The organism is Parazoarcus communis (assembly GCF_003111665.1).
Lineage (GTDB): Bacteria > Pseudomonadota > Gammaproteobacteria > Burkholderiales > Rhodocyclaceae > Parazoarcus > Parazoarcus communis_B.
Genome location: NZ_CP022188.1, coordinates 513,764 through 536,257, shown reverse-complemented (window position 1 = coordinate 536,257; position 22,494 = coordinate 513,764). Strand labels below are relative to the sequence as shown.

Annotated in this window: 23 protein-coding genes; 7 read left to right on the top strand and 16 right to left on the bottom strand. The window is 64.4% G+C overall.

Annotation, left to right across the window (positions count from 1 at the left end; genetic code table 11):
• Nucleotides 1-183 precede the first annotated feature (183 nt).
• Entirely contained in the window at nucleotides 184-711 is a 528-nt protein-coding gene (locus tag CEW87_RS02495) for a YkgJ family cysteine cluster protein (RefSeq protein ID WP_108971315.1), read from the bottom strand.
• Between the two features lie 87 nt (nucleotides 712-798).
• Nucleotides 799-2,052, bottom strand: a complete 1,254-nt coding sequence (locus CEW87_RS02490) for a D-amino acid dehydrogenase (protein WP_108971314.1) — start codon at nucleotides 2,050-2,052, stop codon at nucleotides 799-801.
• Nucleotides 2,053-2,195: 143 nt separating this feature from the next.
• Between CEW87_RS02490 and CEW87_RS02485 the strand changes: the two genes are divergently transcribed.
• On the top strand, nucleotides 2,196-3,152 hold the full coding sequence (locus CEW87_RS02485; protein ID WP_108971313.1) for a LysR family transcriptional regulator: 957 nt from the start codon (nucleotides 2,196-2,198) through the stop codon (nucleotides 3,150-3,152).
• On the opposite strand, the gene CEW87_RS02480 is transcribed toward CEW87_RS02485, so the two are convergent.
• On the bottom strand, nucleotides 3,149-3,403 hold the full coding sequence (locus CEW87_RS02480) for an HAD hydrolase-like protein (RefSeq protein ID WP_234421779.1): 255 nt from the start codon (nucleotides 3,401-3,403) through the stop codon (nucleotides 3,149-3,151). The genes CEW87_RS02485 and CEW87_RS02480 overlap by 4 nt on opposite strands.
• 73 nt (nucleotides 3,404-3,476) lie before the next feature.
• On the bottom strand, nucleotides 3,477-4,685 hold the full coding sequence (locus CEW87_RS02475; protein ID WP_108976880.1) for a YbfB/YjiJ family MFS transporter: 1,209 nt from the start codon (nucleotides 4,683-4,685) through the stop codon (nucleotides 3,477-3,479).
• Nucleotides 4,686-4,786: 101 nt separating this feature from the next.
• Here CEW87_RS02475 and CEW87_RS02470 point away from each other — a divergent pair, with 101 nt between their 5' ends.
• Nucleotides 4,787-5,632, top strand: coding sequence for a LysR family transcriptional regulator (locus CEW87_RS02470; RefSeq protein ID WP_108971311.1), 846 nt, complete (start codon nucleotides 4,787-4,789; stop codon nucleotides 5,630-5,632).
• Between the two features lie 28 nt (nucleotides 5,633-5,660).
• On the opposite strand, the gene CEW87_RS02465 is transcribed toward CEW87_RS02470, so the two are convergent.
• Nucleotides 5,661-7,598, bottom strand: a complete 1,938-nt coding sequence (locus CEW87_RS02465) for an ABC-F family ATP-binding cassette domain-containing protein (protein WP_108971310.1) — start codon at nucleotides 7,596-7,598, stop codon at nucleotides 5,661-5,663.
• 369 nt (nucleotides 7,599-7,967) lie between these two features.
• Between CEW87_RS02465 and CEW87_RS02460 the strand changes: the two genes are divergently transcribed.
• Nucleotides 7,968-8,306, top strand: coding sequence for a DUF2249 domain-containing protein (locus tag CEW87_RS02460; RefSeq protein ID WP_108976878.1), 339 nt, complete (start codon nucleotides 7,968-7,970; stop codon nucleotides 8,304-8,306).
• 21 nt (nucleotides 8,307-8,327) lie between these two features.
• Here CEW87_RS02460 and CEW87_RS02455 read toward each other — a convergent pair whose 3' ends face one another.
• Nucleotides 8,328-9,155, bottom strand: coding sequence for a DUF3025 domain-containing protein (locus CEW87_RS02455; RefSeq protein WP_108971309.1), 828 nt, complete (start codon nucleotides 9,153-9,155; stop codon nucleotides 8,328-8,330).
• A 266-nt stretch (nucleotides 9,156-9,421) separates the two neighbouring features.
• Here CEW87_RS02455 and CEW87_RS02450 point away from each other — a divergent pair, with 266 nt between their 5' ends.
• A complete protein-coding gene (locus CEW87_RS02450; RefSeq protein ID WP_108971308.1) occupies nucleotides 9,422-10,054 on the top strand; it encodes a GNAT family N-acetyltransferase in 633 nt (210 codons plus the stop codon).
• Nucleotides 10,055-10,186: 132 nt separating this feature from the next.
• A complete protein-coding gene (locus CEW87_RS02445; protein ID WP_108971307.1) occupies nucleotides 10,187-10,606 on the top strand; it encodes a c-type cytochrome in 420 nt (139 codons plus the stop codon).
• A gap of 85 nt (nucleotides 10,607-10,691) precedes the next feature.
• Here CEW87_RS02445 and CEW87_RS02440 read toward each other — a convergent pair whose 3' ends face one another.
• The 10 genes from CEW87_RS02440 to nosZ all read right to left on the bottom strand — a co-directional run bounded on the left by CEW87_RS02440 (nucleotide 10,692) and on the right by nosZ (nucleotide 20,324).
• Nucleotides 10,692-11,324, bottom strand: coding sequence for a nitrous oxide reductase accessory protein NosL (locus tag CEW87_RS02440; RefSeq protein WP_108971306.1), 633 nt, complete (start codon nucleotides 11,322-11,324; stop codon nucleotides 10,692-10,694).
• Entirely contained in the window at nucleotides 11,321-11,695 is a 375-nt protein-coding gene (locus CEW87_RS02435) for a hypothetical protein (RefSeq protein WP_108971305.1), read from the bottom strand. The genes CEW87_RS02440 and CEW87_RS02435 overlap by 4 nt, the downstream gene beginning before the upstream one ends.
• A complete protein-coding gene (locus CEW87_RS02430; RefSeq protein WP_108971304.1) occupies nucleotides 11,695-11,964 on the bottom strand; it encodes a hypothetical protein in 270 nt (89 codons plus the stop codon). Before CEW87_RS02430 ends, CEW87_RS02435 begins: the two co-directional genes overlap by 1 nt.
• A 3-nt stretch (nucleotides 11,965-11,967) precedes the next feature.
• Nucleotides 11,968-12,510: a nitrous oxide reductase accessory protein NosL gene (locus CEW87_RS02425; RefSeq protein ID WP_108971303.1), complete on the bottom strand. Its 543-nt coding sequence runs from the start codon at nucleotides 12,508-12,510 to the stop codon at nucleotides 11,968-11,970.
• 8 nt (nucleotides 12,511-12,518) lie between these two features.
• Nucleotides 12,519-13,334, bottom strand: coding sequence for an ABC transporter permease (locus CEW87_RS02420; protein WP_108971302.1), 816 nt, complete (start codon nucleotides 13,332-13,334; stop codon nucleotides 12,519-12,521).
• A gap of 10 nt (nucleotides 13,335-13,344) precedes the next feature.
• Nucleotides 13,345-14,286: an ABC transporter ATP-binding protein gene (locus CEW87_RS02415; protein WP_108971301.1), complete on the bottom strand. Its 942-nt coding sequence runs from the start codon at nucleotides 14,284-14,286 to the stop codon at nucleotides 13,345-13,347.
• Nucleotides 14,258-15,523 (bottom strand): nitrous oxide reductase family maturation protein NosD, encoded by a 1,266-nt coding sequence (locus tag CEW87_RS02410; protein WP_108971300.1) that lies wholly within the window; start codon nucleotides 15,521-15,523, stop codon nucleotides 14,258-14,260. Before CEW87_RS02410 ends, CEW87_RS02415 begins: the two co-directional genes overlap by 29 nt.
• A 50-nt stretch (nucleotides 15,524-15,573) precedes the next feature.
• Nucleotides 15,574-16,002, bottom strand: coding sequence for a transcription regulator (locus CEW87_RS02405; protein ID WP_108971299.1), 429 nt, complete (start codon nucleotides 16,000-16,002; stop codon nucleotides 15,574-15,576).
• Nucleotides 16,003-16,035: 33 nt separating this feature from the next.
• Nucleotides 16,036-18,198 carry a NosR/NirI family protein gene (locus CEW87_RS02400; RefSeq protein WP_108971298.1) on the bottom strand — a complete coding sequence of 721 codons (2,163 nt, stop codon included), beginning with the start codon at nucleotides 18,196-18,198 and terminating at the stop codon, nucleotides 16,036-16,038.
• Nucleotides 18,199-18,380: 182 nt separating this feature from the next.
• Entirely contained in the window at nucleotides 18,381-20,324 is a 1,944-nt protein-coding gene (gene nosZ, locus CEW87_RS02395) for a TAT-dependent nitrous-oxide reductase (RefSeq protein WP_108971297.1), read from the bottom strand.
• Nucleotides 20,325-20,547: 223 nt separating this feature from the next.
• Between nosZ and CEW87_RS02390 the strand changes: the two genes are divergently transcribed.
• The gene (locus CEW87_RS02390) at nucleotides 20,548-21,879 is read left to right on the top strand and encodes an ATP-binding protein (RefSeq protein ID WP_108971296.1); all 1,332 of its coding nucleotides are present in this window, start codon (nucleotides 20,548-20,550) and stop codon (nucleotides 21,877-21,879) included.
• The gene (locus tag CEW87_RS02385; RefSeq protein ID WP_108971295.1) at nucleotides 21,876-22,424 is read left to right on the top strand and encodes a response regulator transcription factor; all 549 of its coding nucleotides are present in this window, start codon (nucleotides 21,876-21,878) and stop codon (nucleotides 22,422-22,424) included. The genes CEW87_RS02390 and CEW87_RS02385 overlap by 4 nt, the downstream gene beginning before the upstream one ends.
• The last annotated feature ends 70 nt before the right edge of the window (nucleotides 22,425-22,494 follow it).

The window sequence follows — 22,494 nt, the reverse complement described above, 5'->3', positions numbered from 1 at the left end:
CGCTGTCGCGGGCTGCCGCCGTGATCGGGGCGAAAAGCAGGGCCGGGGCCGGGTGCCGGTGTCGGGGCCTCGATCGATCATCCTGTCTGTTCATGCGGCATTGTCGCACATGAAAACATGCGCAGGAGGCCGCCATGCGGGCGGCGTTTTGCGCCCGGCAGCAGCCGTTGCCGGGCGGTCCTTTCAGGCTTCCGGTGAGCGAGGTTTCCTGTTCGTTTCGTCGAGCCACCACTCCGTCAGCGGCCTGCCATCGCCCAGCCCGGAGAGCTGTTGATCGATCGCGTCGTGGTTACCCCACACGACATCGCTCAGCATGCCCTCGGTCACCTGTAATTCGATGTCGCTGCAATAGAGCCCGAGTTCGCGCTGTACATAGAAGCCGTAGGTACGACAGGCCACCGGGCGCTGCGCATAGACCGGGCAGGCGCCGGTGGCCTCGTCAAGCAGGGGGCAGACGACGGGGCGGGTGTCCGTGCTGGCCAGTGCGGCGACTTTCCGGTTGATGTCTTCGAGCCGAGCGGCCGTCATCTGCTTCAGTCCCCTCTGCAGCAAAGCCCATTCCGCCGCCGTCAGCCTGGGGATGTCGGCCAGTCGCCGGCAGCAGCTGTCACAGCCCTTGCCGCACAGCCAGTCTGTACGTTCTGCGCGGATGGCTTGCACGCGGGTGTCGATTTCGGCGTGGAGCTGAAACAGCGGCTTGTCGTTGGGCACAAGGAATCCTGGGTGAGGCGCTGGCTGGCGCGGGCGGGGCGATTGTACGCCGCACGGCGCGACCTTCCATAAGCGGGTTCACCGCACTCAGGCAGACGGCGCAAAAGCCGCATCGGGGATGGCCGGGGTGCCCCCGCCCATGCGGTCGGCCAGCACCCGGGCCGACCCTGCGGCCAGGGTAAAGCCGAGGGCGCCCTGGCCGAGGTTGAGCCATACGCCGGGCACTTTCGATGCGCCGATGATGGGTCTGCCGGTGGGCGTGGTGGGACGCAGGCCGCACCATTCCCGCGCTTGGGGCAGATCGGCTGCCGTGCCGAAGTTCTCAGCGGTCTCACGCTTCAGCATGTCGATTCTGGCGGGCTTGATGCTGCGGTCGTGCCCCACGATGTCGGCCATGCCTGCAACCCGGAGCTGATCTCCAATCCGGGCGTAGACGACTTTGCGCTGAAAGTCGGTGATGCTGATTTCCGGTGCCTTACGTGGCGCCACAAGGGGGGCGCTGATGCTGTAGCCCTTCAGCGGATAGATCGGCACGCCGACCCCGACGCTGTGCAGCAGGCTCGCTGCATCCACCCCGTTTGCGACCACGCAGGCGTCGCCCCGGATGCGTCCCCGGTCGGTCTGCAGTGCGTGATAGCGACCAGCGGCCAGTTCGATGCGTTCGACCCGCTCTGCCATGCGGAAGGTCACCGCGCCGGGGCCTTGGCGCAGTCCCTTTTCCAGTGCCTCGCACAGTGCAAGGCAGTCGCCCACTTCCTCACTCGGGGTGTGGATGCCGCCGGCGAGGTGTGGCGCCATGCGCTCGAGCGCCGGTTCGACGTCGAGGCAGCTGCGTACGTCCAGTGCAAACTGCTCGCCGTCGGCGCCGGGGCTCGATGCCAGCAGGCGGCGCGCGGCGGCGAAGCTGGCCGGGTCACGGTGGAGCACCAGCTTGCCGTTGCGACGCCAGGCGAAGTCGAAGTCTGGCGTCTTGCGCAGGTCATCCATCAGGCGTCTGCTGTAGAGCGAAAGTGGCAGCAGACTGGCGATCGAGGCGGCCTGATCGCGGCCGTTGCATGCACGCAGGAACTGCGCGATCCATGCCCATTGCCGGCTGTCGAAAGCGGGCTTGAAGCGTATTGGGGCGTCGCTGCGCAGCATCCACCCGGGGATCTTCGCCAGCACACCCGGTTCGGCGAGCGGGGCGACGTAGCGGTAGGAAAGCTGGCCACCGTTGGCATGGCTTGCACCCTGGCCGACGCGCTCGCATGCATCGACCACGGTGACCTGATGTCCGTCTGCGCGCAGAAACCATGCGCTGGCCAGGCCGACGATGCCGCAGCCTACGATTGTGATATCCATGTCCTCATGCTCATGTGTGTGCAGCATCGCCGCGATTTCACATTGCCGGGATGTTCATCCCGAATCCGCTTGTGAATGTACGTCTTGCAGGACGCGAGACGATTGCGGATGATTGTGTATCCCATGTCTTTGGAGCATAGGTCGTGCGCTTGCGACATATCGAAGTGTTCCGGGCGGTCATGCTCAGCGGCTCGGTCAGCGGCGCGGCGCGCATGCTGCACGTGTCGCAACCCGTCGTGTCGCGCGTGCTTCGGCATGCCGAGGCAACGCTCGGGTTCGCGCTTTTCGAGCGCGCAGGTGGACGCCTCTCGCCTGCGCCCGAGGCCGAGGCGCTGCTGGTTCAGGTCAAGCGTGCCTATGCCGAAATCGAACGCATCGACACACTGGCTGCCAATCTTCGGCGCGGTGCGTCGGGCCTGTTGCGCGTGGCGGCAACCCCTTCGCTGGCCTCACAGCTGCTGCCCGATACCCTGTGTGCCTTGAGTGCGCATCACCCCGACGTGCAGTGCGATCTGTGGGCGATCCATACCCGCGATATCGAGGAGCATCTGCTGGCGCTCGAGATCGACGCCGGCATCGCGCTCGAGCCGCCGGCGCATGTCGCAATCAGCGCATCGGTGCTGTGCGAAACTGAAATCATGCTGGCGGTGCCGCGGGCCTGGCTGGAGGGCCCGCGCGCGGCAGATGGCTTTCTGTGGTTGCAGTCGCGACCCTGCGTCACGCTCTCGGATGCGACGCCGCTGGGCGAAGCCCTGTCAGCGCTGCTCGATGCTGCCGGCTGGCAGGTGCGGGAGGCGTTTCGCGTCCAGACCTACGTGCTTGCCGGCGCGCTGGTGGAAAAGGGCCTGGCCTATGCCTTTGTCGATGGATTCACGGCCGCCACGCAGGACCCGGCGCGCGTGCGCCTGGTCCGGCTCTCGCCCACCGTCCCGGTCCAGCTCAGGCTCATGCGGGCGGCGAGTGCGGCGCCTTCGGTCCTGCTTGGGAGTTTTGGTCAGATGCTGGGTGTTGCGGCCACGACGCAGCTCGAGCAGCTTGCCGCGAGCATGAAGCAGCCTGCGCTGGATCTTCGTGGCCGTGCCAGCGATCAGGGCGACTAGGCTTCGAGCGCTGCGGCCAGTTCGAGCAGGCTGGCGCAGGAGACATCCACTGTCGTGCCCGCGGTCGTCTCGCCCATGCCCGGCCCGTATTCGTCCGGGCGCGCGATGAAGGCGGTTCGCAAGCCCGCTGCGGCAGCGGCTGCGAGGTCTGACGTGTGGGCTGCCACCATCATCGTTTCGCCCGGTTCGAGGTCGAAGGCCCCGGCCGCGGCAAGGTAGACGACCGGCTTGGGCTTGTAGTCGCGCGCCAGTCGACCAGTGTGCCGAAGACGTCGAAGATGAGTGCCTTGACCTGATGCATGAAGCCTCCCGGGGAAAATACGGTCAGGTCTGTGCGTAGCGCGCTACATCGAGTGCGGCGGCAGCGTCGCGCTTTTCGACGACCTTGAGAATCATCAGCAGTGCCGTGCCGACGAGCATCACCGCTGCAGCCATGTAGAGGCCGGCGTTGTAGCTGCCGAGTTGCGTCGCGAGCCATCCGGTTGCGGCGGGTCCGATGATCTGTGCCACGCCGTAGGATAGTGTCATCTTGCCCATCATCTTGGCGGGGCGCGTCGGATAGTAGCGGCCGGCCATGGTCAGCACCAGGCTGACCATGCCGATGAAGGTGCCGCCGAACAGCAGCGCGCCGAAGACGGTGGCAACGAGCCCGCCGACCACGACCGGGAGCAGGATGCCGACGATCTGCAGCACGGCAGCCAGAATCAGCGCATTGAGATCGCCCGTGCGACGGGCGATCAGGTCCCAGTTGAAGCAGGCCGGTGTTGCCGCGATGCCGATGGCCATGAATACCAGCGTACCCTGGCCTCCGAGGCCGGGGAGTCGATCGACGATGGCGACGATGAAGGTGGCGCTGACCACGTAGCCCACGCCGGCGCAGAAATAGGCTGCCATGAAGATGCGCATGAAGAGTGCGCTGGGGGGCTTGTCCACCAGTTTTTGACCGGTTTTGGTGAGGCCGCTGCTATCCGGCGGCGGCAACCAGCGCAGCGCCGGGTACAGCAACAGACAGCCGATGACGGTAAAGGCGAACCATTGCTCGCGCCAGTCGAGCCATTGGCTCATCAGGGCCACTGCAAGCGCGCAGCCGGCGATGCCAATGCCGATGCCGGCGAAGTGGATGCCGAGTTCGCTGCGATGATTGTGGCGGATCAGCCAGTTAAGGATGAGGCCGGTGCCAAGCAGCATGCCTGCTGCACTGCTCAGCCCGGCAAAGAAGCGCGACACAGCCCACACCGTGACATCGGTGCTCATTCCCATCAGTGCCGTACTGACAATCGCGACCACCATGCCGACGCGGTACAGCTTGTCCTTGAGCACCAGGTCGCTGATCAGCGAGGCGATGATCGCGCCACTCAGGTAGCCGGCATAGTTGATGGCCGCGAGCCAGCCAGCCTCGGCAATGCCGAGTCCGGCCTGTTGCTGCATCAGCGGCAGTAGCGGCGTATAGGAAAAGCGGGCAACCCCCAGTACGAGAATGAGGCTGAAAATGCCGGCGCTGAGTACTTGGAGGCGTTGTCTCTGATCGCTCACGGTATGCATCCATGGTTCTTTGTGGCGTAACCATAAACAGCGTAATCTATCTGCGCAAATGATTTGTTTAGAACTGAGTGTTCTGTATTGGAGATATTGGCATGGAGCTCGTGGCGCTACGCACGTTTCAGGCGGTGGTCGAAGAGGGCGGAATTCTGGCCGCCTCACGCAAGCTAAACACCGTGCAGTCCAACGTCACCAACCGCATTCAGCGTCTGGAACAGGAGCTTGGTGCGGAGTTGTTCTTTCGCAAGGGGCGCGGCATGGAGCTGGCGCCATCGGGGCGGGTGTTGCTCGATTACGCACGCCAGATGCTTCAGCTCGAACGCCAGACCAGCGCCGCCGTGCGTCTGGTGGGGGAGAGCACCGGCGAACTGCGCGTCGGTTCGATGGAGACCTTTGCCGCCCTGCACCTGCCGTCCGCGCTGAGAGCGGTGCGGGCAGCCCACCCGGGGCTTGAACTAAGGGTGCAGACGCAGACCAGTGCGGCACTGACCGAAATGGTGGTCGACCACAAACTTGATTGCGCCTTTGTTGCGGGGCCGGTCATGCATGCCGACCTACACTTCGACGAAGTGGTGGTGGAAGAGCTGGTGCAGGTCAGTGCGTCCGGCACCAACCCGGTCAGCCAGCCGCTGATCATCTTTCGCGAGGGCTGTGCCTACCGGACGCGTGCGCTCTCGTGGCAGCGTGCATCCGGCAGTGCGATGGCGGATGCGATGGAGTTCGGCACGCTGGAGGGCATCCTCGGCTGTGTTGCAGTCGGCCTGGGGTGGACGCTGATGCCGCGACGAGTCGTTGAGCAGTCGGCGCATTTCCCGGACCTGGTGATCGAGACCCTGCCCGAGGAGTTCGCGCACGTGCCCACCGGCATGATCCGTCTGCGCTCGGCGGCACCGATGGCCGCGATCGAAACGCTTTCGAATGCAGTGCGCGCGGCAAGCTGAGTCGTTTGCCGCGCGCGTCGCCGAAAACTCAGGAGGCTTCTTCGATCCGGGTGGAAAGGTCGAGCCAGATTTCCTCCTGGGCGTCGAGCTCTTCGGTCAGCTTCTGCACCTCGATACCGATCTCGCCGATTTCCTGGGGCGGTAGCGGCGCAGCCAGGCGTGCTTCAAGCGCATGCTTCTTCGTCTGCAGTTCGAGAATGTGCTGTTCGACCTTGCCCAGATCGCGCCTGAGCACCTTGACCGCCTCCGGGCTTGGCTTAGCGGCCGCCTTGACCGGCGCTGCGACCGGCGCGGCTTCTTTCGCCGGGGTCTTCAGCGACTCCTTCAGTGCTTCGCGGGCGCGCTTGGCTTCGTCGAGCAGGTAGCGCTGATAGTCGTCGAGGTCGCCGTCGAAGGGCTCGATGCCGCCGTGCGAGACCAGCCAGAATTCGTCACATACCGAGCGCAGCAGCGAGCGGTCGTGGCTGACCAGCATCACCGTGCCTTCGAACTCGTTGAGCGCCATTGCCAGCGCCTCGCGGGTGGCGAGGTCGAGGTGGTTGGTCGGCTCGTCGAGCAGCAGCAGGTTGGGGCGCTGCCACACCAGCATGCACAGCACCAGGCGGGCCTTCTCGCCACCGCTCATGGTGCCGACGGCCTGCTTGACCATGTCGCCGCTGAAGTTGAAGGTGCCGAGGAAGTTGCGCAGATCCTGCTCGCGCCCACTCTGGCCGGCAGGCAAGCCTTCGCGGGCCATGCGCACCATGTGTTCGAGCGGATTGTCCTGCGGACGCAGCACGTCGAGTTCCTGCTGCGCAAAGTAGCCGATGTTGAGGCCCTTGCCTTCGGTGATCTCGCCGGCGGTGGCCTTGAGCGCGCGGGCAACGGTCTTGACCACGGTCGACTTGCCCTGACCGTTGGCGCCGAGAATGCCGATGCGCTGGCCCGCCATCACCGACTTGCTGACATTGCGCACGATGGTGGTGGGCGGTGTGCCGGCCGGTGCGTCCTCGGGGGGCGGGTAGCCGAAGCAGGCGTGCTCCATGGTCAGCATCGGGTTGGGCAGGCTGACCGGCTCCTTGAACTCGAAGGTGAAGTCGGCGCTGGCCAGCACCGGTGCCAGGCGCTCCATGCGGTCGAGCGCCTTGACCCGGCTCTGTGCCTGCTTGGCCTTGCTCGCCTTGGCCTTGAAGCGCTGGATGAACTTCTGCAGGTGGGCGATCTTGTCCTGCTGCTTGGCGTAGGCGTTCTGCTGCAGCTCCATCTGCTGCGCGCGGGTGTCTTCGAAGGTGCTGTAGTTGCCGCCGTAGCGCGTGAGCTTGCTGTTGTCGATGTGCAGCGTGACGTTGGTGATCGCGTCCAGAAACTCGCGGTCATGGCTGATCACCACCAGGGTGCCGTCATAGCGCTTGAGCCAGGATTCGAGCCACACCAGCGCGTCGAGGTCGAGGTGGTTGGTCGGTTCGTCGAGCAGCAGCAGGTCGGACGGGCACATCAGCGCGCGTGCCAGCTGCAGGCGCATGCGCCAGCCGCCGGAGAAGCTGTTGACCGGATTGCACAGTTCGGTGGTCTTGAAGCCGAGGCCGAGGATCAGCGCCTGCGCGCGGGCCTGGGCGTCATGCGCGCCGGCGTCATGCAGGGCCATGTAGGCATAGGCCATGCGTTCGCCATCGTCCCCCGCTTCTGCAGCGGTCACTTCCTTCTGCGCAGCGAGCAGGGCGACGTCGCCCTCGATGACGAAGTCGGTGGCGGACTGGTCGGTTTCGGGCATGTCCTGCGCCACCTGCGCCATGCGCCAGTGTGCGGGAATGCTGAAGTCGCCCGAGTCTTCGTGCAGGGTGCCGTTGAGCAGCGCGAACAGGGTGGACTTGCCGGCGCCGTTGCGCCCGACCAGGCCGACCTTCTCGCCCGGGTTCAGGGTGACGGATGCATTGTCGAGCAGCACCTTGGCACTGCGGCGCAGGGTGACGCTCTTGAGGGTGATCATGCTGGTGAAACTCCGGTGGGTGGCCTGTTGGCAGCACGGTGCCGCGAGGCCGGTAAATCGATGTATTGCAGTAGTTCCGGGGGTGGCGGTCGGGTGCGGCCATGACGGCGACACCCGGTCGCGGAAGTTAGCCGTGGCGACCGTATCCCGGCGCTATCAGCCTGTCGGAAGTATTTCGTCCGTGTGCGTTGGGCCGAAGTATAAAGCAGTCGATCGGCGATGTCGGACGCAACGGCGCAGAAGTGGTGGACGAACCGGTCCCGGGACGTGGGTCGTTTCTTGTTTTTCCTCAAGGATTGTTGTCGCAGGCATGGGCACGATGTGGGTCGATGCGTTGCCGGCCGCAAGGAAAGTCCGGACCAGATCCTGATGGAAGAGACCACGATGTTCGATACTGCTGTTCATTCATTTGATGCGCGTGGCGTTGCCAAGCGTTTTCGTCATGCCGCCATTTTCGGCGCACTCGAGGCTTTGTCCGACGGTGAAACCATGCGCTTCGTGAACGACCATGACCCCCTGCCTTTGCTCGATCAGATCCAGCAGCGCTATGGCCGTCAGGTGGGGATTAGCTACGTGGCGCGTGAGCCGGGCAACATCGTCATCGATTTCAGTGTTCAGGTGAGTGAAGCCGCAGCGGGCGCTGCGGCCGCGGGCACGGCTGCCGGCAGCTGCGGTGGCGGCAACGGCTGCGGCTGCTCGGGCGGCTGAATCGCCATCGGGTGACTCGCCTCAGGTCGAGTCGCCCTGGTGTGTTCGTCGCGGTCGGAACTGGCGGGTGTCGCGATAGTAGTCGCGGCATTCGCTGTCCGGCGTGAGGCCAGGGATGCCCAGCAGTGGCAGCGGCAATAGCGCACGCGGCGTGAGGACGGTGGCCGGGTCTGACACATGGGCCGCGAGCCAGGCGTCGCACTCGGCCTGCGCCACGGGAGGCGGCAGCGCCAGCCACTCGGGGCCGACGACGCGGTAGATGGCCTTGGCGCACAGCCCGAAGAAGGGGTGTCGAAGCTGGTCCCAGATGCCATGGCCGATGACGAGAAAGCGGGTGCTCGCCATCAGCTGCGCCCGCTTCGCCCAGAAGGCTTCTTCCCACGCATGGGCAGCGAGCAGGGCTGAAATCTCTGGGCTGGATGACACCACCACGATGCCGCATTCGTCGAGCTGTGTAAGGGTGTCACGCATCGGTCCGCGCCCGCTCAGGCCGGCGTCGATACGTGCCTGTATTTCCCTGACATGAAGGGCGTTGAAGCAGGCTTTCGTCCGCGGCCATGCACACCATGCCAGTGCGTTGAAAAAGTCGTGCCAGTCACTGGGCCGGGTCGGTACCTCGCCGGTATCGAACACATGCGCCTCGTAGCCGGGCAGCACGGCTGGCGGCGATACGAAACGGATGGGCTTGCCGCCGGCGCTGCGTGTGTGTGGGGCAGTGTGCTGCAGCAACTCGTCGAGCGCGCCAACATCGGGCAGCATGGTGCTGGAACAGCGTTCGAGCAGTCCGGCAATCGGTTCGTACAGGGTGCGTCCGGCAAGGGCAGCGGGCGCTTCGCAGTCGGGAGTCATGCCTGATTCCGGCGTCGGTGAATCGGTGCGGAGCCGGTGACCGGCTGCGCTTGAAAAGGCCGCAAGGATAGCAGCAGCGGTGGACTCGGGACCCTGGTCGAGGTGTTGTCATGCTCTTGTAATGATGACGCAACCTTGAGGCGCGATGCTTGGGTAGAGCATTCAAGCGTCAGCACCGGATTCATCCTTCCAGGCGAAAGCCGCGCTTTGCGTCGGGATGGGGGCCGACAAGCTGTCCGCTCAGACCAATCCGGTGGTTTGCGCCCATGTCGATCGAGTTGCCCTTCCAGCCCCGCCTGCCTGCCTTGCCCATTTTCGTCGCCCCCGACGCGGGGTCGTGCTGCGTGTCAGGCGACATCGCCCGGCACGATCTAAAAGAAATCTGGACGGCCCGCGATGGCAGCCAGTTGTTGCTGCGTCCGGTATGTCCGGACGATATCGCCAGATCGCGCTCCTTTCTGCGCGGCCTGTCATACGGCGCACGCTATTTCCGCTTCGGGCGTGGGGACTTCCAGTTCGCAGAGGCAGAGTTGCAGGGGCTGTGCAACCCGGATCCACATGAATGCACGGAATTCATCGTGCTTGCGCAGCCTCGCGATGAGGCGGTGGAGATTGCTGCCGCCCGCTACTGTCTCGAGCCCGACGGCATGACTTGCGAGTTTGCCGTCGTGGTGACCGACGCCTGGCAGGGCGCCGGGGTCGGCCGCCGGCTGATGACTGCGCTGATCCGGCACGCCAGCGGCCGGGGGATGAGAACGATGTACGGGCAGATTCTGGCCACCAATGTCCGCATGCTCGAATTCGCCGCCAGTCTGGGTTTCGGGATCGAAGCCAGCGGCCACGGGCCTGCGGTGCGAATGGTGCGCCGGTCTTTTCCTGCGGGTGCAGTGAAGGCGTGATTCGTTTCCCGAAAATCAGGAATTGATTGCAGTCAATCCAATCTGGAGGCGTGTTCGCTAGCATGGAGTCATTGCCGGTAATGATGGCATGAACCCGGCGCTTTAACCCCCAGGAATTGACGGAGAAAACAGATGAACAAAAACACATTGATCATGGCTGCAGCCCTTTCGGCGTTGCTCGCCGCATGTGGCGGACAGGATTCCGGCTCTGCGGGCAGCACGGCAGCACCGGCTGCTCCCGCGCCCGCACCGGTTGCGGCAGCACCCGAGCCGGCGCCGGCCCCCGCTGCCCCGGTGAATGCTGCAGGTGAGAGTGTGTACAAGAAGACCTGTGCCTTGTGCCATGCGGCCGGAGTGGCGGGTGCGCCGATGCCGGGCAACAAGGACGAGTGGGCGCCCCGAATTGCGCAGGGTATCGACACCCTTCACAAGCATGCACTTGAGGGCTTCACCGGTGAGAAAGGCATGATGCCGGCTCGCGGTGGTGCTGCAACGCTCAAGGACGAAGAGGTGATGGCGGCTGTGGATTACATGGTCGGCAAATCGCAGTAAGCGCTTGCGGCACTTTGTCGCGACACGAGAATGAAAATGGAGGCCCTGGTGGCCTCCATTTTTTTGCCGCTGCAGTTTGTGACTCCTAGCGCAAATGCGATGCGTGGCTGGCGTCGCGCAGGCGGGCGAGGGCGTCGGCGTCGATGTCTCCGAGCTTCACGATGCGGCCACCGCGTGCTGCGACAAAATCGGCTGCCTCGGCGGTGCTGTCGAATGCGGGCAGGTCCGGGCCGCGCATCGGCCCGCGGGCAGAGGAGCCAAGCACGAAGCTGGCTTGGGCGGCGTCGAGCCAGCGCCCGCTGCGATGGTCAACCACATAGCGCTTCGCAATATCGGGGGCACTGTGTTCTGGGTCGAAGCGCCCGGGTTCCTGCAGAAAGATCAGCAGATCCACCGGCGAGTCAAAGAAGTGTGCCGAACCGTCCTCGAAGATGACTTGCGCCACCCAGTTAGGAAAGCGTGCGGGATACATGCCGCACACCGGGCAGCGCGCATCCGCAGGGGCCGGACGGGCGTCGTACTTGCCCAGGCCCGAGGTCGGGCTCCACGGATAGGCGGCGGATGCGCGCGACGGCGGCACGATACAGATGTCGTCAGCCGCAGGCGAAAACTCGACGCCGGGCCGCATGGCGTACTGCCACGACAGCGCGGTTGCGGTCGCAATGCACAGGGCGGCGCTGCCCAGCAGCAGCCTGCGCAGTGTGCCGCCGCTGTTCATGGCAGCGGGAAGTCCAGTTGCGGGTCGCGCAGCAGGGCTTCGATCACGGCAGACAGGTTGTCTGCAGGGGATGCGTCGGTTCGGGTCAGCGGATCGGCCACTGCGCGGCCGCCAGACAGGTGCAGATGGTTGGGATGGGTGGCGAGGGTCGGGTGTGTCGGTGCGGTGTCGATGCCCATCTCGATCTCGTTTCCGCCGGCCTGGAATCTCCAGCGCAGCGAGTAGGCATCGGTCGACGCGTAGCGAATGGTGAGCTGCACGCCGTTGTCCAGACTGAGCGCGAGTGCGTCCTGCGTCAGCTGCGGTGCGCCGTGCAGGCGGTCGCCGAAATGGGCCACGACGTGTTCGAGCAGTTCGGTGTGCTGGTTCATCAGCGGTTGACCTCCTTCAGTCGGGCGGCAAGCGTTGTGCGGGCCGCCTCGCAGGTGTCGGCCAGGATGCGTGCCGCGAGGTAGAGCTCGTAGGCTGGATGCTCGGCGACCGTGCCGCTGACGATGCTGTCGAGGAGCGCGGCTTCGTCTGTGGCGCCGGCGTGCTGCAGCACCCGTCTGCGGTTCTCGCGCGTCTCGTAGATCACCTTTGCGGTCTGTTGCAGCTCTGCAGCGATCTCGGGTGAAACATGTTCGTAGATGGATTCCATGGCTTACATCCTCTTGTCGTGCAGGGCGCCGCCGTCGAGGATCGCCATGTCGGGCGTCACCTCATCGAAGCCCAGCACCTTGCCGCCTTCGGTGTCGGCAAACTTGCGTGCATCGTCCGCGCTGGCAAAGGAGGCGATGGTCGGACCCATTGAGCCGGTGCGTTTCGAGCCATGTACATAGGTGGCCGTTCTGGCGTCGATCCAGTGGCCTTTCGGGTTGTCCCAGTCGGCTTTGGCCATGTCCTGCACGTACATGGCACTGACGCGGCGAGCCTGTTCCGGGTTGAGGTAGATCGAGAACATTTCCACCGTGTCGCAGAAGAACTCGGGCTGGGTGAGGCCGTCGAAATGGATCTGGGCCTTGGGGCCGGGATAGTCGGCCAGCAGCATGCCGTCGAGGGCGCAGCTGGTGCTGCGGTCGATTTCGACGGCAAGGATGCCGCTGTCCGTGCCCTTGTCGGCGCCGCAGGCTGCCAGCAGACCAGCGGCAAGCAGTACCGTGAGCGTGCTGCGCAGGCGGATGAGGGGGGAGGGCGAGGGTTTCATTTTTGTACTCACTTTCTGAAGCGCCACGCCGCAATGCCGAGCGGCAAGGCGATCCAGGCAAACATGACGGCGCCCAGCAGCGCGGGGTTGGCCAGGCTGGGGGGGAAGACGGTTGCGAGGCCGTAGAGCGCGCGCACATCCTCGAGCGAAAAGATGTTGAGGATGCGGAACACGTCGGCCGGGTTGAGCAGCAGCAGGTAGGGAAAGAGTTCGCCGCCCCACTGTCCGCCGCTGACGACAAGCGCACCGAGCAGCAGCAGGTCAAACACCAGCACGAAGAAGAACCACATCGCGATCGCGAGACCGGAGGCGCGGGTGCGGTCACCGGCGAACACCGACAGCATCACCGCCAGGCTGAGAAAGGCGCAGCCGAGCAACACCGAGCTGAGCATGAAGCCGAAGTAGTGGAAGAGCGCGTTGAGCTCAAGCTGCGACGACAGCACCACCGCCACCAGGCCGAAGCCGGCAACCGTGGAAAAGGTGAGTGCGGCAGCGAGGCCAAAATACTTGCCCAGCAGCAGCTCCACCCGGGTGATCGGCATCGACAGCAGCAGGTCGAGCGAGCCGCGTTCGCGTTCGCCGACGATGGCGTCGAAACCGAGCACCAGCGCGATCAGCGGGATGAGGTAAATGACGAGGCTGACGAGGCTGGCGATGGTGACGTCGATCGAACGAAAGCCGACCGCGCCCTGCTGCGCCGCGCCGAAATAGGCGATCACGAGGGCGAAGACAGTAAACACCAGTGCGACCGCAAGCACCCAGCGGTTGCGGATGCGGTCCCAGAATTCCTTGCCGGCGATGGTGGCGATCTGTGCGATTTCCATGTTCGCCTCCTTAGTCCGAAAAGCCGAAGAACACGTCTTCGAGCGAGGGTTCGCGCACGGTGAGGTCGCGCACCCGTCCATCGAGTCCGGCCAGGGCCTCGATCACCGCCATCTTCGATTCGCGCCGGCACTGCACAGCGACGTGATCGTCGCGGGCCTCGATCGCGATCACCGGCAGGTGGCCGAGCGCGTTGCGCACCACGTCGAAGTCTTCGGGCGCGACGTGAACGCTGAACCACAGCGGCAGATCCATCTGTTCGCGCAGTGCCTGCACCGTGCCGCTGGCCTGCACCTTGCCGGCCGCCATGATGGCAAGCCGGTCCACGCGCTCCTGGATCTCGGCGAGGATATGGGAGGTGATCACCATGGTCACGCCTTCGCTCTTGAGCTGGCGCAGGATGGCGTAGAAGCCGCGGATGGCTTCGGGGTCGAGGCCGGTCGTGGGTTCGTCCAGAAACAGGATGCGCGGCTTGCCGAGCAAGGCCTGGGCAAAGCCGAGGCGCTGCCGCATGCCCTTGGAGTACTCGCGCACACGGCGCTTTGCCGCATGGGCCAGACCGACGCGCTCCAGCGCAGGCGTGCAGTCCGCCTGTGGCGCTGCCTTCAGGCGGGCGAAAAACTGCAGCGTCTCCAGCCCGGTCAGGTTGTCGTAGAGCACGACGTTTTCCGGCAGGTAGCCGACGCTGCGGCGCACTGCGCGAAAGTTGCCGCCGCCGACGACGGCGCCGTCGATGCGGATCTCGCCGGCCGTTGCGGGAATGAGGCCGAGCATCATCTTGAACATCGTGCTCTTGCCGGCGCCGTTATGGCCGATGAGGCCAAACAGCTCGCCGCTGCGGACGTCGAGATCGACGCCGTCAACCGCGTGGATTGCGCCGTAGTGCTTGCGGACCCCGCGAGCGACGATCACGGCGTCGCCCGAATCAGTCGGGGTGGGGGAAGTGTCTGCCACGCCATTGGCTCCAGTCAGAGTGAGTCGGCTGCATATGCGGCTTGGGGTCGACGATGCTCGGTGCGCGCAGCAGCGGAAACTGCTGCGCTACCAGGCGCAGGGTCTGCACCGCCGGGCTGGCGAGCAGCAGCTTCATCATCGGGTGGCGCCATGACAGGCGGTCCACCATGTCGTTGGCTTCGTACTGCACGTCGCCGATGCCGTCGCCGTTGCGATCCCAGCCGACGTAGTTGCTCCAGTAGTTGCCGCCTTCCTTGCCCCAGATCTCGTCGCGTGCAGCGACGTACTTGATCTGGGTGCGGTTGGAGATGAAGTCGTTGCCTTCGGCCTGGTTGCGGTAGGACCCCGCCCACAGATGCACGCCGACGTCGTTGTCGACCACCAGGTTGTTGCGCAGGGTGTTGAACTCGGCGTCGTAGATGAAGAAGCCGCGTGCGTTGCCCGCCACCACGTTGTTCTCGATCACCGAATCCTGGATGGTGCGCAGCATGATGCCGTGGTCCGAATTGCCCCAGGCGCGGTTGTTCCGGATGACCTGGTTGCGGGTCATCATCAGCGCCAGTCCGCCACGGTTGTAGTACGAATCGTTGTCTTCCCACACGTTGTTGTGGGAGTTCATGTAGTGGGTGCCGTAGCGCACGTGATGGATGCGGTTGCGCGCAAACACCGCGTGGTGCGACACATCCACGTAGATGCCGTCGCGCACGAAGCTGATGTTGTTACCGATGATCTGTGCGCCCTCGGTGTTGTAGAGCTGGATGCCGTTGCCGCGGTGCTGCGACATCAGATCACGCTTGCCGGCGATCAGGTTGTCGCGGATCTCGACGTTCTTCGAGGTCTCGATCCACAGCCCGAACAGGTTGTAGACGAGGTCGCAGTTGAGCACCCGCGTCGAGTCCGAGCCGGGCTGCAGGTAGATGCCCGCATTCTGCTTCTCGAGATCGGCGCCGGAGTTGATCACGATGAGGCCGTCAATCGTTACCTGCGGGCTGCGGATGCGGATGGTGTCGCCGCGGTGGCCGCCGTCTAGGGTCGGACGGTCGATACCCTTGAGCGTCAGTGGCTTGTCGAGAACGAGGTTCTCGCGATAGTGCGCACGCTCGACGCTCACCGTGTCGTGTGCAGCGGCGGCGTTGATGGCGGCCTGTATCGACTCGCCCGGGCGGACTGTCCACGTGGCGGCGTGCACCGAGGTGCACAGCCACAGCAGCAGGACAGGAAGGGCGAAACGCAGCATGATCGGGGTGAGTCCTTGTGAATGACACGTATGGGAGGACAGAGGGCGGTTCAGATGCTGACCAGGCCCAGACTCTTGAGCGACAGGAAGAGTACGGCGCCAATCAACAGGTTCTTGAACGAGACGTAGCAGATCATGTCCATCACCGTCGCGCTGCGGTAAGCCGCGCCCCACCACGGGCCTTCCTTGACATAGGGTTTGGCGCCGAGGCGGACGACGACTTCGAACACGCTCCAGCCGAACCACCAGCCGATGATCGCGCCGGCCTCCAGTCGTCCCATGGCTGCGAGCACCCACACCACCGATGCGGCCAGCCCGAGGGCCAGCCCGGCGGCCTGGATGGCGCGCTGGCGCTGGAAGCCGGTACGGCTCCATGGCCACAGGTGATCCCAGAGCTCGGCGCCGATGCGACCGGCAACGCCGGTCTTGCCGGCATAGGGCGGGTCCATCGGCTCGGTCGGCATTTTCGGATTAACCATTTTGTTTCCCCATGATCGTGGTCAAGTGGGCAATCATTTCGTTGCCGCGACCGGCTTGATCGGAATGTAGTAGCCGTCGGCGCCGATCGGCGTCAGCGTGAGGCCGGCCTTGGTGCGGCGCTTGCGCTCCTGCGACAGCGGGGGGCAGGCATGGTCTTCGTAGTAGTAGACCATACAGTCCATGCACAGCAGGCATTCACGCTGGTCGATGCGGCCGTCCTTGTCGATGGCCTGTGAGCCGCAGCCCACGGCGCAGGCCTTGCAAGAGTCACACTCCTGTTTGCGCTTGAGTCCGAACCAGCGGAAGGTCGATGGCATGGCGAGACCGGCGCCGAGCGGGCACAGGTATTTGCAGAACGGCCGCTCGGTGAAGATCGACAGCCCGAGCAGCGCGCTGGCAAACAGGGTGTAGGGCCAGCTGCGGTTGAACAGTCCGACCAGGAAGGTGGTCTTGAACGGTTCGACCTCGGCCAGCTTTTCGGCCAGCCCCATCGAGAACATGCTCACCGCCAGCAGTCCGAAGAAGACGCCGTACTTCACCCACTTGAGCTTGTCATGCAGGGGCTTGGGCAGCTTGAACTGGTAGCGCTTGAGGCCGACCCAGCCGCCGATCTTGTACAACAGTTCGGACAGCGAGCCGAAGGGACAGGCCCAGCCACAGAACAGGCCACGCCCCCACAGGAACACGGTGATGATGATGAACCACCAGAAGATGAAGATGAACGGGTCGGACAGGAACAGCTCCCACTGCCACTGGAACAGCAGCGCATGGAACCAGGTCAGCACCTGGGTGATCGATGGCTGGGCCAGCAGGCCGAAGCCGACGAAGCCGATGCTGATCACCCAACCGACGTACTTGAAGGCATTCACCGGCCACTTGTTCTTGCGCGTCGAGCGCCGCACCAGGGTGTCGCGCTGCGAATAGACGACGGCGATGGCGACGAGGAAGGCGGTGAAGGCAATGATGGTGACCATGCGCTCCTTCCAGATTTTCAGCCACACCGGGTCGGGCTTCACGATCTCGGGGTGGCCGCCTTCCATGTAGGTCGCGGGCAGCCAGTATTCGGTGTCGAAGTTGGCGAAGGTCTTGGCGCCGGTGGCCTTGTCCATCTTGTTGGCGAGAAACACCAGCTTCCACGGATAGGCTGCAGAGAAGGCGCCCGAGCGCACGATGAAGATGGCCGATTCGCTGAATGCGGGCGCGCCGGCTGCGGCAATGCCGTAGAGGTTGAAGTAGTCAGTGTCACGGAAGGTGAAGGCGTCGCGTTCCTGGCGTACCTGCACACGGTCGTAGATGCCGCCGCGCACGAAGCCCGAACCCTTGAACGATTCGATACCGGCGCTGCGCACGATGAAGAGGGCGTGATCGCCTTCGCCCAGCCGGCTCATCAGGCTGTTGTAGGGGCCGTCGCCGAGCACTGCGCGACCGACGGTGGGCTCGTTGAGATAGCCGAACCAGAGGTCGATGTAAGGCTGTCCGCGATGCGGCAGGCCGACCTCTTCGGCGGCGACGGTGAGGCGCTGCACGCTGCCGTCTTCCACCAGTTGCTGCCAGCTCGGCTTGGCGCCGGTATCGATGAATTTTGCCTGCGGACGGATGGTCGGCTTGAGAATGCCGACCTGCTTGGCGACTTCGCCGCCGGACAGCATCATCACCTGATTCTGCGCGATAACGGTCACGGTGGCGCCGGTGATGGCGTCGAGGCCGATGATGTCCTGCTCGGGGCGCGAGCGCCCGATCTCGATGTTGTCCCCGACGAACTTGCCCAGGTACTGGTTGTTGAATTCGATCAGCGCTTCTTCCGGGATACCCAGCAACAGGATGGGCTCGGAGTGCTTGAGCACCTTCACCCCGGTGAAGTGACCGGTGGTGTCCATGCCGATCAGGGTGACCACCGGTTTGCCCGAGTAGGCCGGGATGTCGGTGATGTCGGTCGATAGCATGACGTAGCCGAGCAGCTGCTTGCCACCATCGGCGCTGCGATAGGCCTCGACATAGGGGGGTTGACCCTTGCGCTCGGAGAAGCTGTCTGCGCCGGGCATCACGTCGGCGCAGGCGACGTAGTCGCACATGTGCGGCGAGGTGCTCAGTTCGGGCGGAAGCTGAGCTTCATACGAATTGGCTAAGGCCGATCCCGCGCAGGCCCCGAGCGTGAGCGCGAAGGCCAGATTGCGTAGTGCTGCGAGGGCAGACATTCGGGAACTCCTCGAAGGAAAACAGTAGATGCGGAAAGACTAATTTACTGAGGCAGCGGGTGCCTTGTTTGGAATCAAGTTGGCCGGGGCGATGAAAAAAAAACGGGGGGCATATGCCCCCCGAAAACTGCTTGTCATCACCCGGTGCCGCAGGGGCTACCCTGCAACACCATGGCTTTCGGTCAGGCCTCGACGATCATGCGCGAGCGCATCTCAAGGTGCAGGGCGTGGCAGAAGTTGGTGCAATAACACCAGTACACGCCCGGCTTGTCGGCAATGAAGGTCACCGACTGGGTCTGTTGCGGATTGACGATGAAGTTGATGTCGTACTTCGGAATCGCCATGGCGTGGGTCAGATCCTCCACCTTGTCGAGGTTGGTCAGGATGATGGTGACTTCGTCACCCTTCTTGACCTTGAACTCGCGCAGGCTGAAGGCAGGTGCCTGGCTGGTGAGTTTGACCGTGACCTTCTTGCCGTCGCGGAACACGCCCGATTCCTTCGGATCCTTGACCGCCAGCGGGAACTCGTCGAGGTTGTAGATCTGACGCGTCTTGATGATGTCGCGGCGGATGATGATGGAGTCGTGCGGCTCGGAATACACCGAGTGGTCAGCCACCAGTTTCATCTTGTCGCCGCTGATGTCGATCAGCTGCGCGGTTTCGGCGTGCAGCGGGCCGACGGGCAGGAAGCGATCCTTGGAGAACTTGTTGTCGGACACGAAGAAGCGGCCGTCGGATTCCTTGGTTTCACCCATCGAGGTGAAGCCATGGCCCGGCTGGTAATGCACGTCGATACGGTCGACGACGGCCTTTGCCGTGGTGTCGCCCTTGAACGACTTGATCGCGGCTTCCACGTTCCACTTCACGATCTGGCTGTCGAGGAAGAGCGTGGTGTAGGCATTGCCCTTGTTGTCGAAACCGGTGTGCAGGGGGCCGAGTCCGATTTCCGGTTCGGCGACCACGGCTTCGCGGGCTTCCGGCAGTTCGCCGTCGAACCACTTCAGCACCAGCGCGTGCTCGATCACGGATGCAGTCGGCGACAGCTTGCCGGAGCAGGCGTAGTACTTGCCGTCCGGGCTGATGTTCACGCCGTGCGGGTTCTTCGGGATCGGCACATAGCAGGTCAGTGCGGTCTTGGGGTCGGCGTTCGAGGCGCGTGTGCCATCGACCACGGGCACCTTGGAGCTGCCGATGGTGGTGAACTTGCCGGCCTTGACTGCTTCTTCGATACGGGCGACGTTGAAGAACAGGCAGGCGTCCATCTCGGCGCCCATCATGCCTTCGTAGTGGATGCCCATCTCGGTGTTGTACTGGTTGGTCGCGGCCAGCTTGCCGTCGTAGGAACTGGCGACGAGGTCGCAGTTACCGTCGATCAGCACCTGCCAGCGCACGTCCATGGTCTCGGCATCGACGCAGGTAAACAGCGACTTGTACTTGCTGCCGTCTTCCATGTCGCGGCCGTCATTGGGCAGCGGAATCGAGAATTCGGCACCGCAGAACACGCGGGTGGTGTGGTTGATGGCTGCATCGACCGGGTCGCGCTTGTCGGGGAAGGTGCCGTGGAAACCCTGGATGTTGGGAATCTCGGTGATCTTGTCGGTCTCCATCGTGTCCATGCGGATACGGGCCAGGCGACCGTGGATCTTGTCGTTCACGAACATGTACTTGCCGTCGTAGGTGCCGTCGGTGTACGAGGGGTGAACGTGGTGGGTGTCGCCGGTGGTGTATTTCGGCGTGCCGTTGGGCTTGGTGCCCAGGATGGCCTTGGATTCGTTGGTCGTGCCCCAGCCGACCAGGCAGTCCATGTTGAACACGGGGATGCGCTTCAGCTCACGACCCGAGGGCAGGCCGTAGATACGGCATTCGCCCGAGTGACCGCCGCTGGAGAAGGAATAGTATTCGTCGAGCTGACCGGGAGCGACTTCATACTTGCCGACTTCAAGGTGCTCTGCAGCTGCCATCGGTGCCGTTGAGGCAGCAGGTGCGGGTGCTGTTTCCTTGTTGCAGGCCGAAAGCCCGACCGACAGGCCTGCACCGGCGAGGCCGGCGAATGCGGCGGTGTTCAGAAACTTGCGGCGGCCCGGATCGGGCATCTCGCCGACCGGCTTCATCTTGGCTTCGTTCATGATCGTATGGCTCCGTTTCAGCTGTAGTAATTGCATGTCGAGGCACCGGGCGCATCGCGTGCTGCGGGCGGAAACGCGGGCTGTCTGCCTGCGACACATTGTCCTGTGACGTTTTGTCGCAGGGGCACTTTAGGATTGCTGGATATTGAAATCCTTGATTTAAGACAAGGACGGGAAAATGGCCGATCGATTAGATGCACCCTGTTCTCACTCGAGTACCGGTATGAGTACGTCCGAATCCGCCCCAAACCACGTGTCTGTGACGTATTCCGTGCCGCGGGCGCCAAGGCCCGTCGAGGCGCTGGGCGAGGTGCGCACGGATCGCGAGCGCCTGCTGCATTTGCGCTGGTTGTCGGTGCTTGCAATGGCCGTGGTTGCGCTATTGGTCTTTCCGCAGGTGGCGCCTGCACATCCGCGCAGCCCCCTCTTTGCCGTGATACTCGCGCTGGTGGCGATCAATCTGCTGATGCATGCCGGTGTGCTGTCCGGCCTGACCGGACGTCGCGGGGCGATGTTGCAGCTGATTGCGGACATGCTCGCGTGGGGCGCGTTTCTGTACTTCGGCGGTGGTGCGACCAATCCGGCGATTGCCTTCCTGCTGCCCCTGGTCGCCGTCGGGGCGACCATCCTGTCGGCCCCGCAGGCCTGGGCGCTGGCGGCGCTGGCCGTGCTTGAGTACTCGCTGCTGTGGCGCTTCCATCATCCGGTACAACTGGCGGATGCGAACATGGCCATGACCTGGCACCTGGCCGGCATGTGGCTGGGCTTTTCCTTTTCCGCGCTCACCGTGGTGTGGTTCGTGGTCCGTCTCAACGCAGCCTTGCTGCGTCGCGAGCAGGCGCTGGCCGCGAGCGATGCCGCACGTGCGCGTGATGCCTATGTCGTCGGCGTGGGCAAGCTTGCCGCCGGCGCAGCCCACCGCCTGGGCACGCCCCTGGGTACCCTGCGCATCCTCAGCGATGAACTGGCCCGTCGCACCGACCTCGGCGACGACGCACACGAGGACATCGAACTGATGCGGACCCAGGTCGATCATTGCCGGGACATCCTCAATGGCCTTGCGCGTGAGGCGGGGCAGCAGCGTGCCGAAGGTGGCGGTGCGGTGAGTGCCACCGACTGGATCGACGGGGTGCTGACGCGCTGGCGCGGGCTGCGTCCGCACGCCAGCGCCGCGCTGAGCGTCCCCGTGCCGCTGAATGCGGCCCGCATCGTGGCCGATGCGAGCCTGGGCGAGGCGCTGCACAATCTCATCGACAACGCGGCCAATGCCAATGCCAAGGCCGGGCAGGCGCGTGCGCCGGTAGGGGTCAGGGCGCAGGTGTCAGGCGGTGACTTCGTGGTCGAGGTGTCCGATCAGGGGTGCGGTATTCCCGCTGCGGTGTGCGATGCCGCGCGCACGGGGCCGCTGGCCGGGAGCGCGTCGGGTATGGGGCTCGGGCTGTTTCTCGCGCATTCGGCCGTCGAGCATCATGGCGGCACGCTCGGCTTCACCATCGGCAGCAATGGTGGCACCATCGCCCGTCTCAGCATTCCCCTGCAGGAAAAACCGGAATGAATACGGACTGTGCTGCGACGCTACTGGTCATTGACGACGATCCCGCCTTCAATCGCGTGCTCGCGCGTGCGCTGGGCCAGCGCGGTTTCGACGTTCATGGCGCGACCGACTGCGACGGCGCGCTCGAGCTTGCACGCGATCACGCGCCCGAGTTCATCGTGCTCGACCTCAACCTCGACGGCGCCTCGGGTTTGCGCCTGATCCGCCCGCTGCTCGATGCCAGCCCGAACGCGCGCATCCTGGTGCTGACCGGCTATGCCAGCATCGCCACCGCGGTCGATGCGGTGAAGCTCGGGGCTACGCAGTATCTTGCCAAGCCGGCCGACGTGGATTCCATCATCAAGGGCTTGCGTGCCGAGGACGTGGTGATCGACGAGCGCGCGCCGGACGTGCCGATGTCGGTGGACCGGCTCGAGTGGGAACATCTGCAGCGCGTGCTGGCCGAGCATGAAGGCAACATTTCCGCCACCGCCCGCGCACTGAAGATGCACCGGCGCACGCTGCAGCGAAAACTCGCCCGTCTGCCTGCAGCCGGCCTCGACTGAAATCCGGCGCCGGGCATCAAGCGTGCGCTGGGCGCGGCGACGCAAGCCGGGGTAACATCGCCGGCTTCCC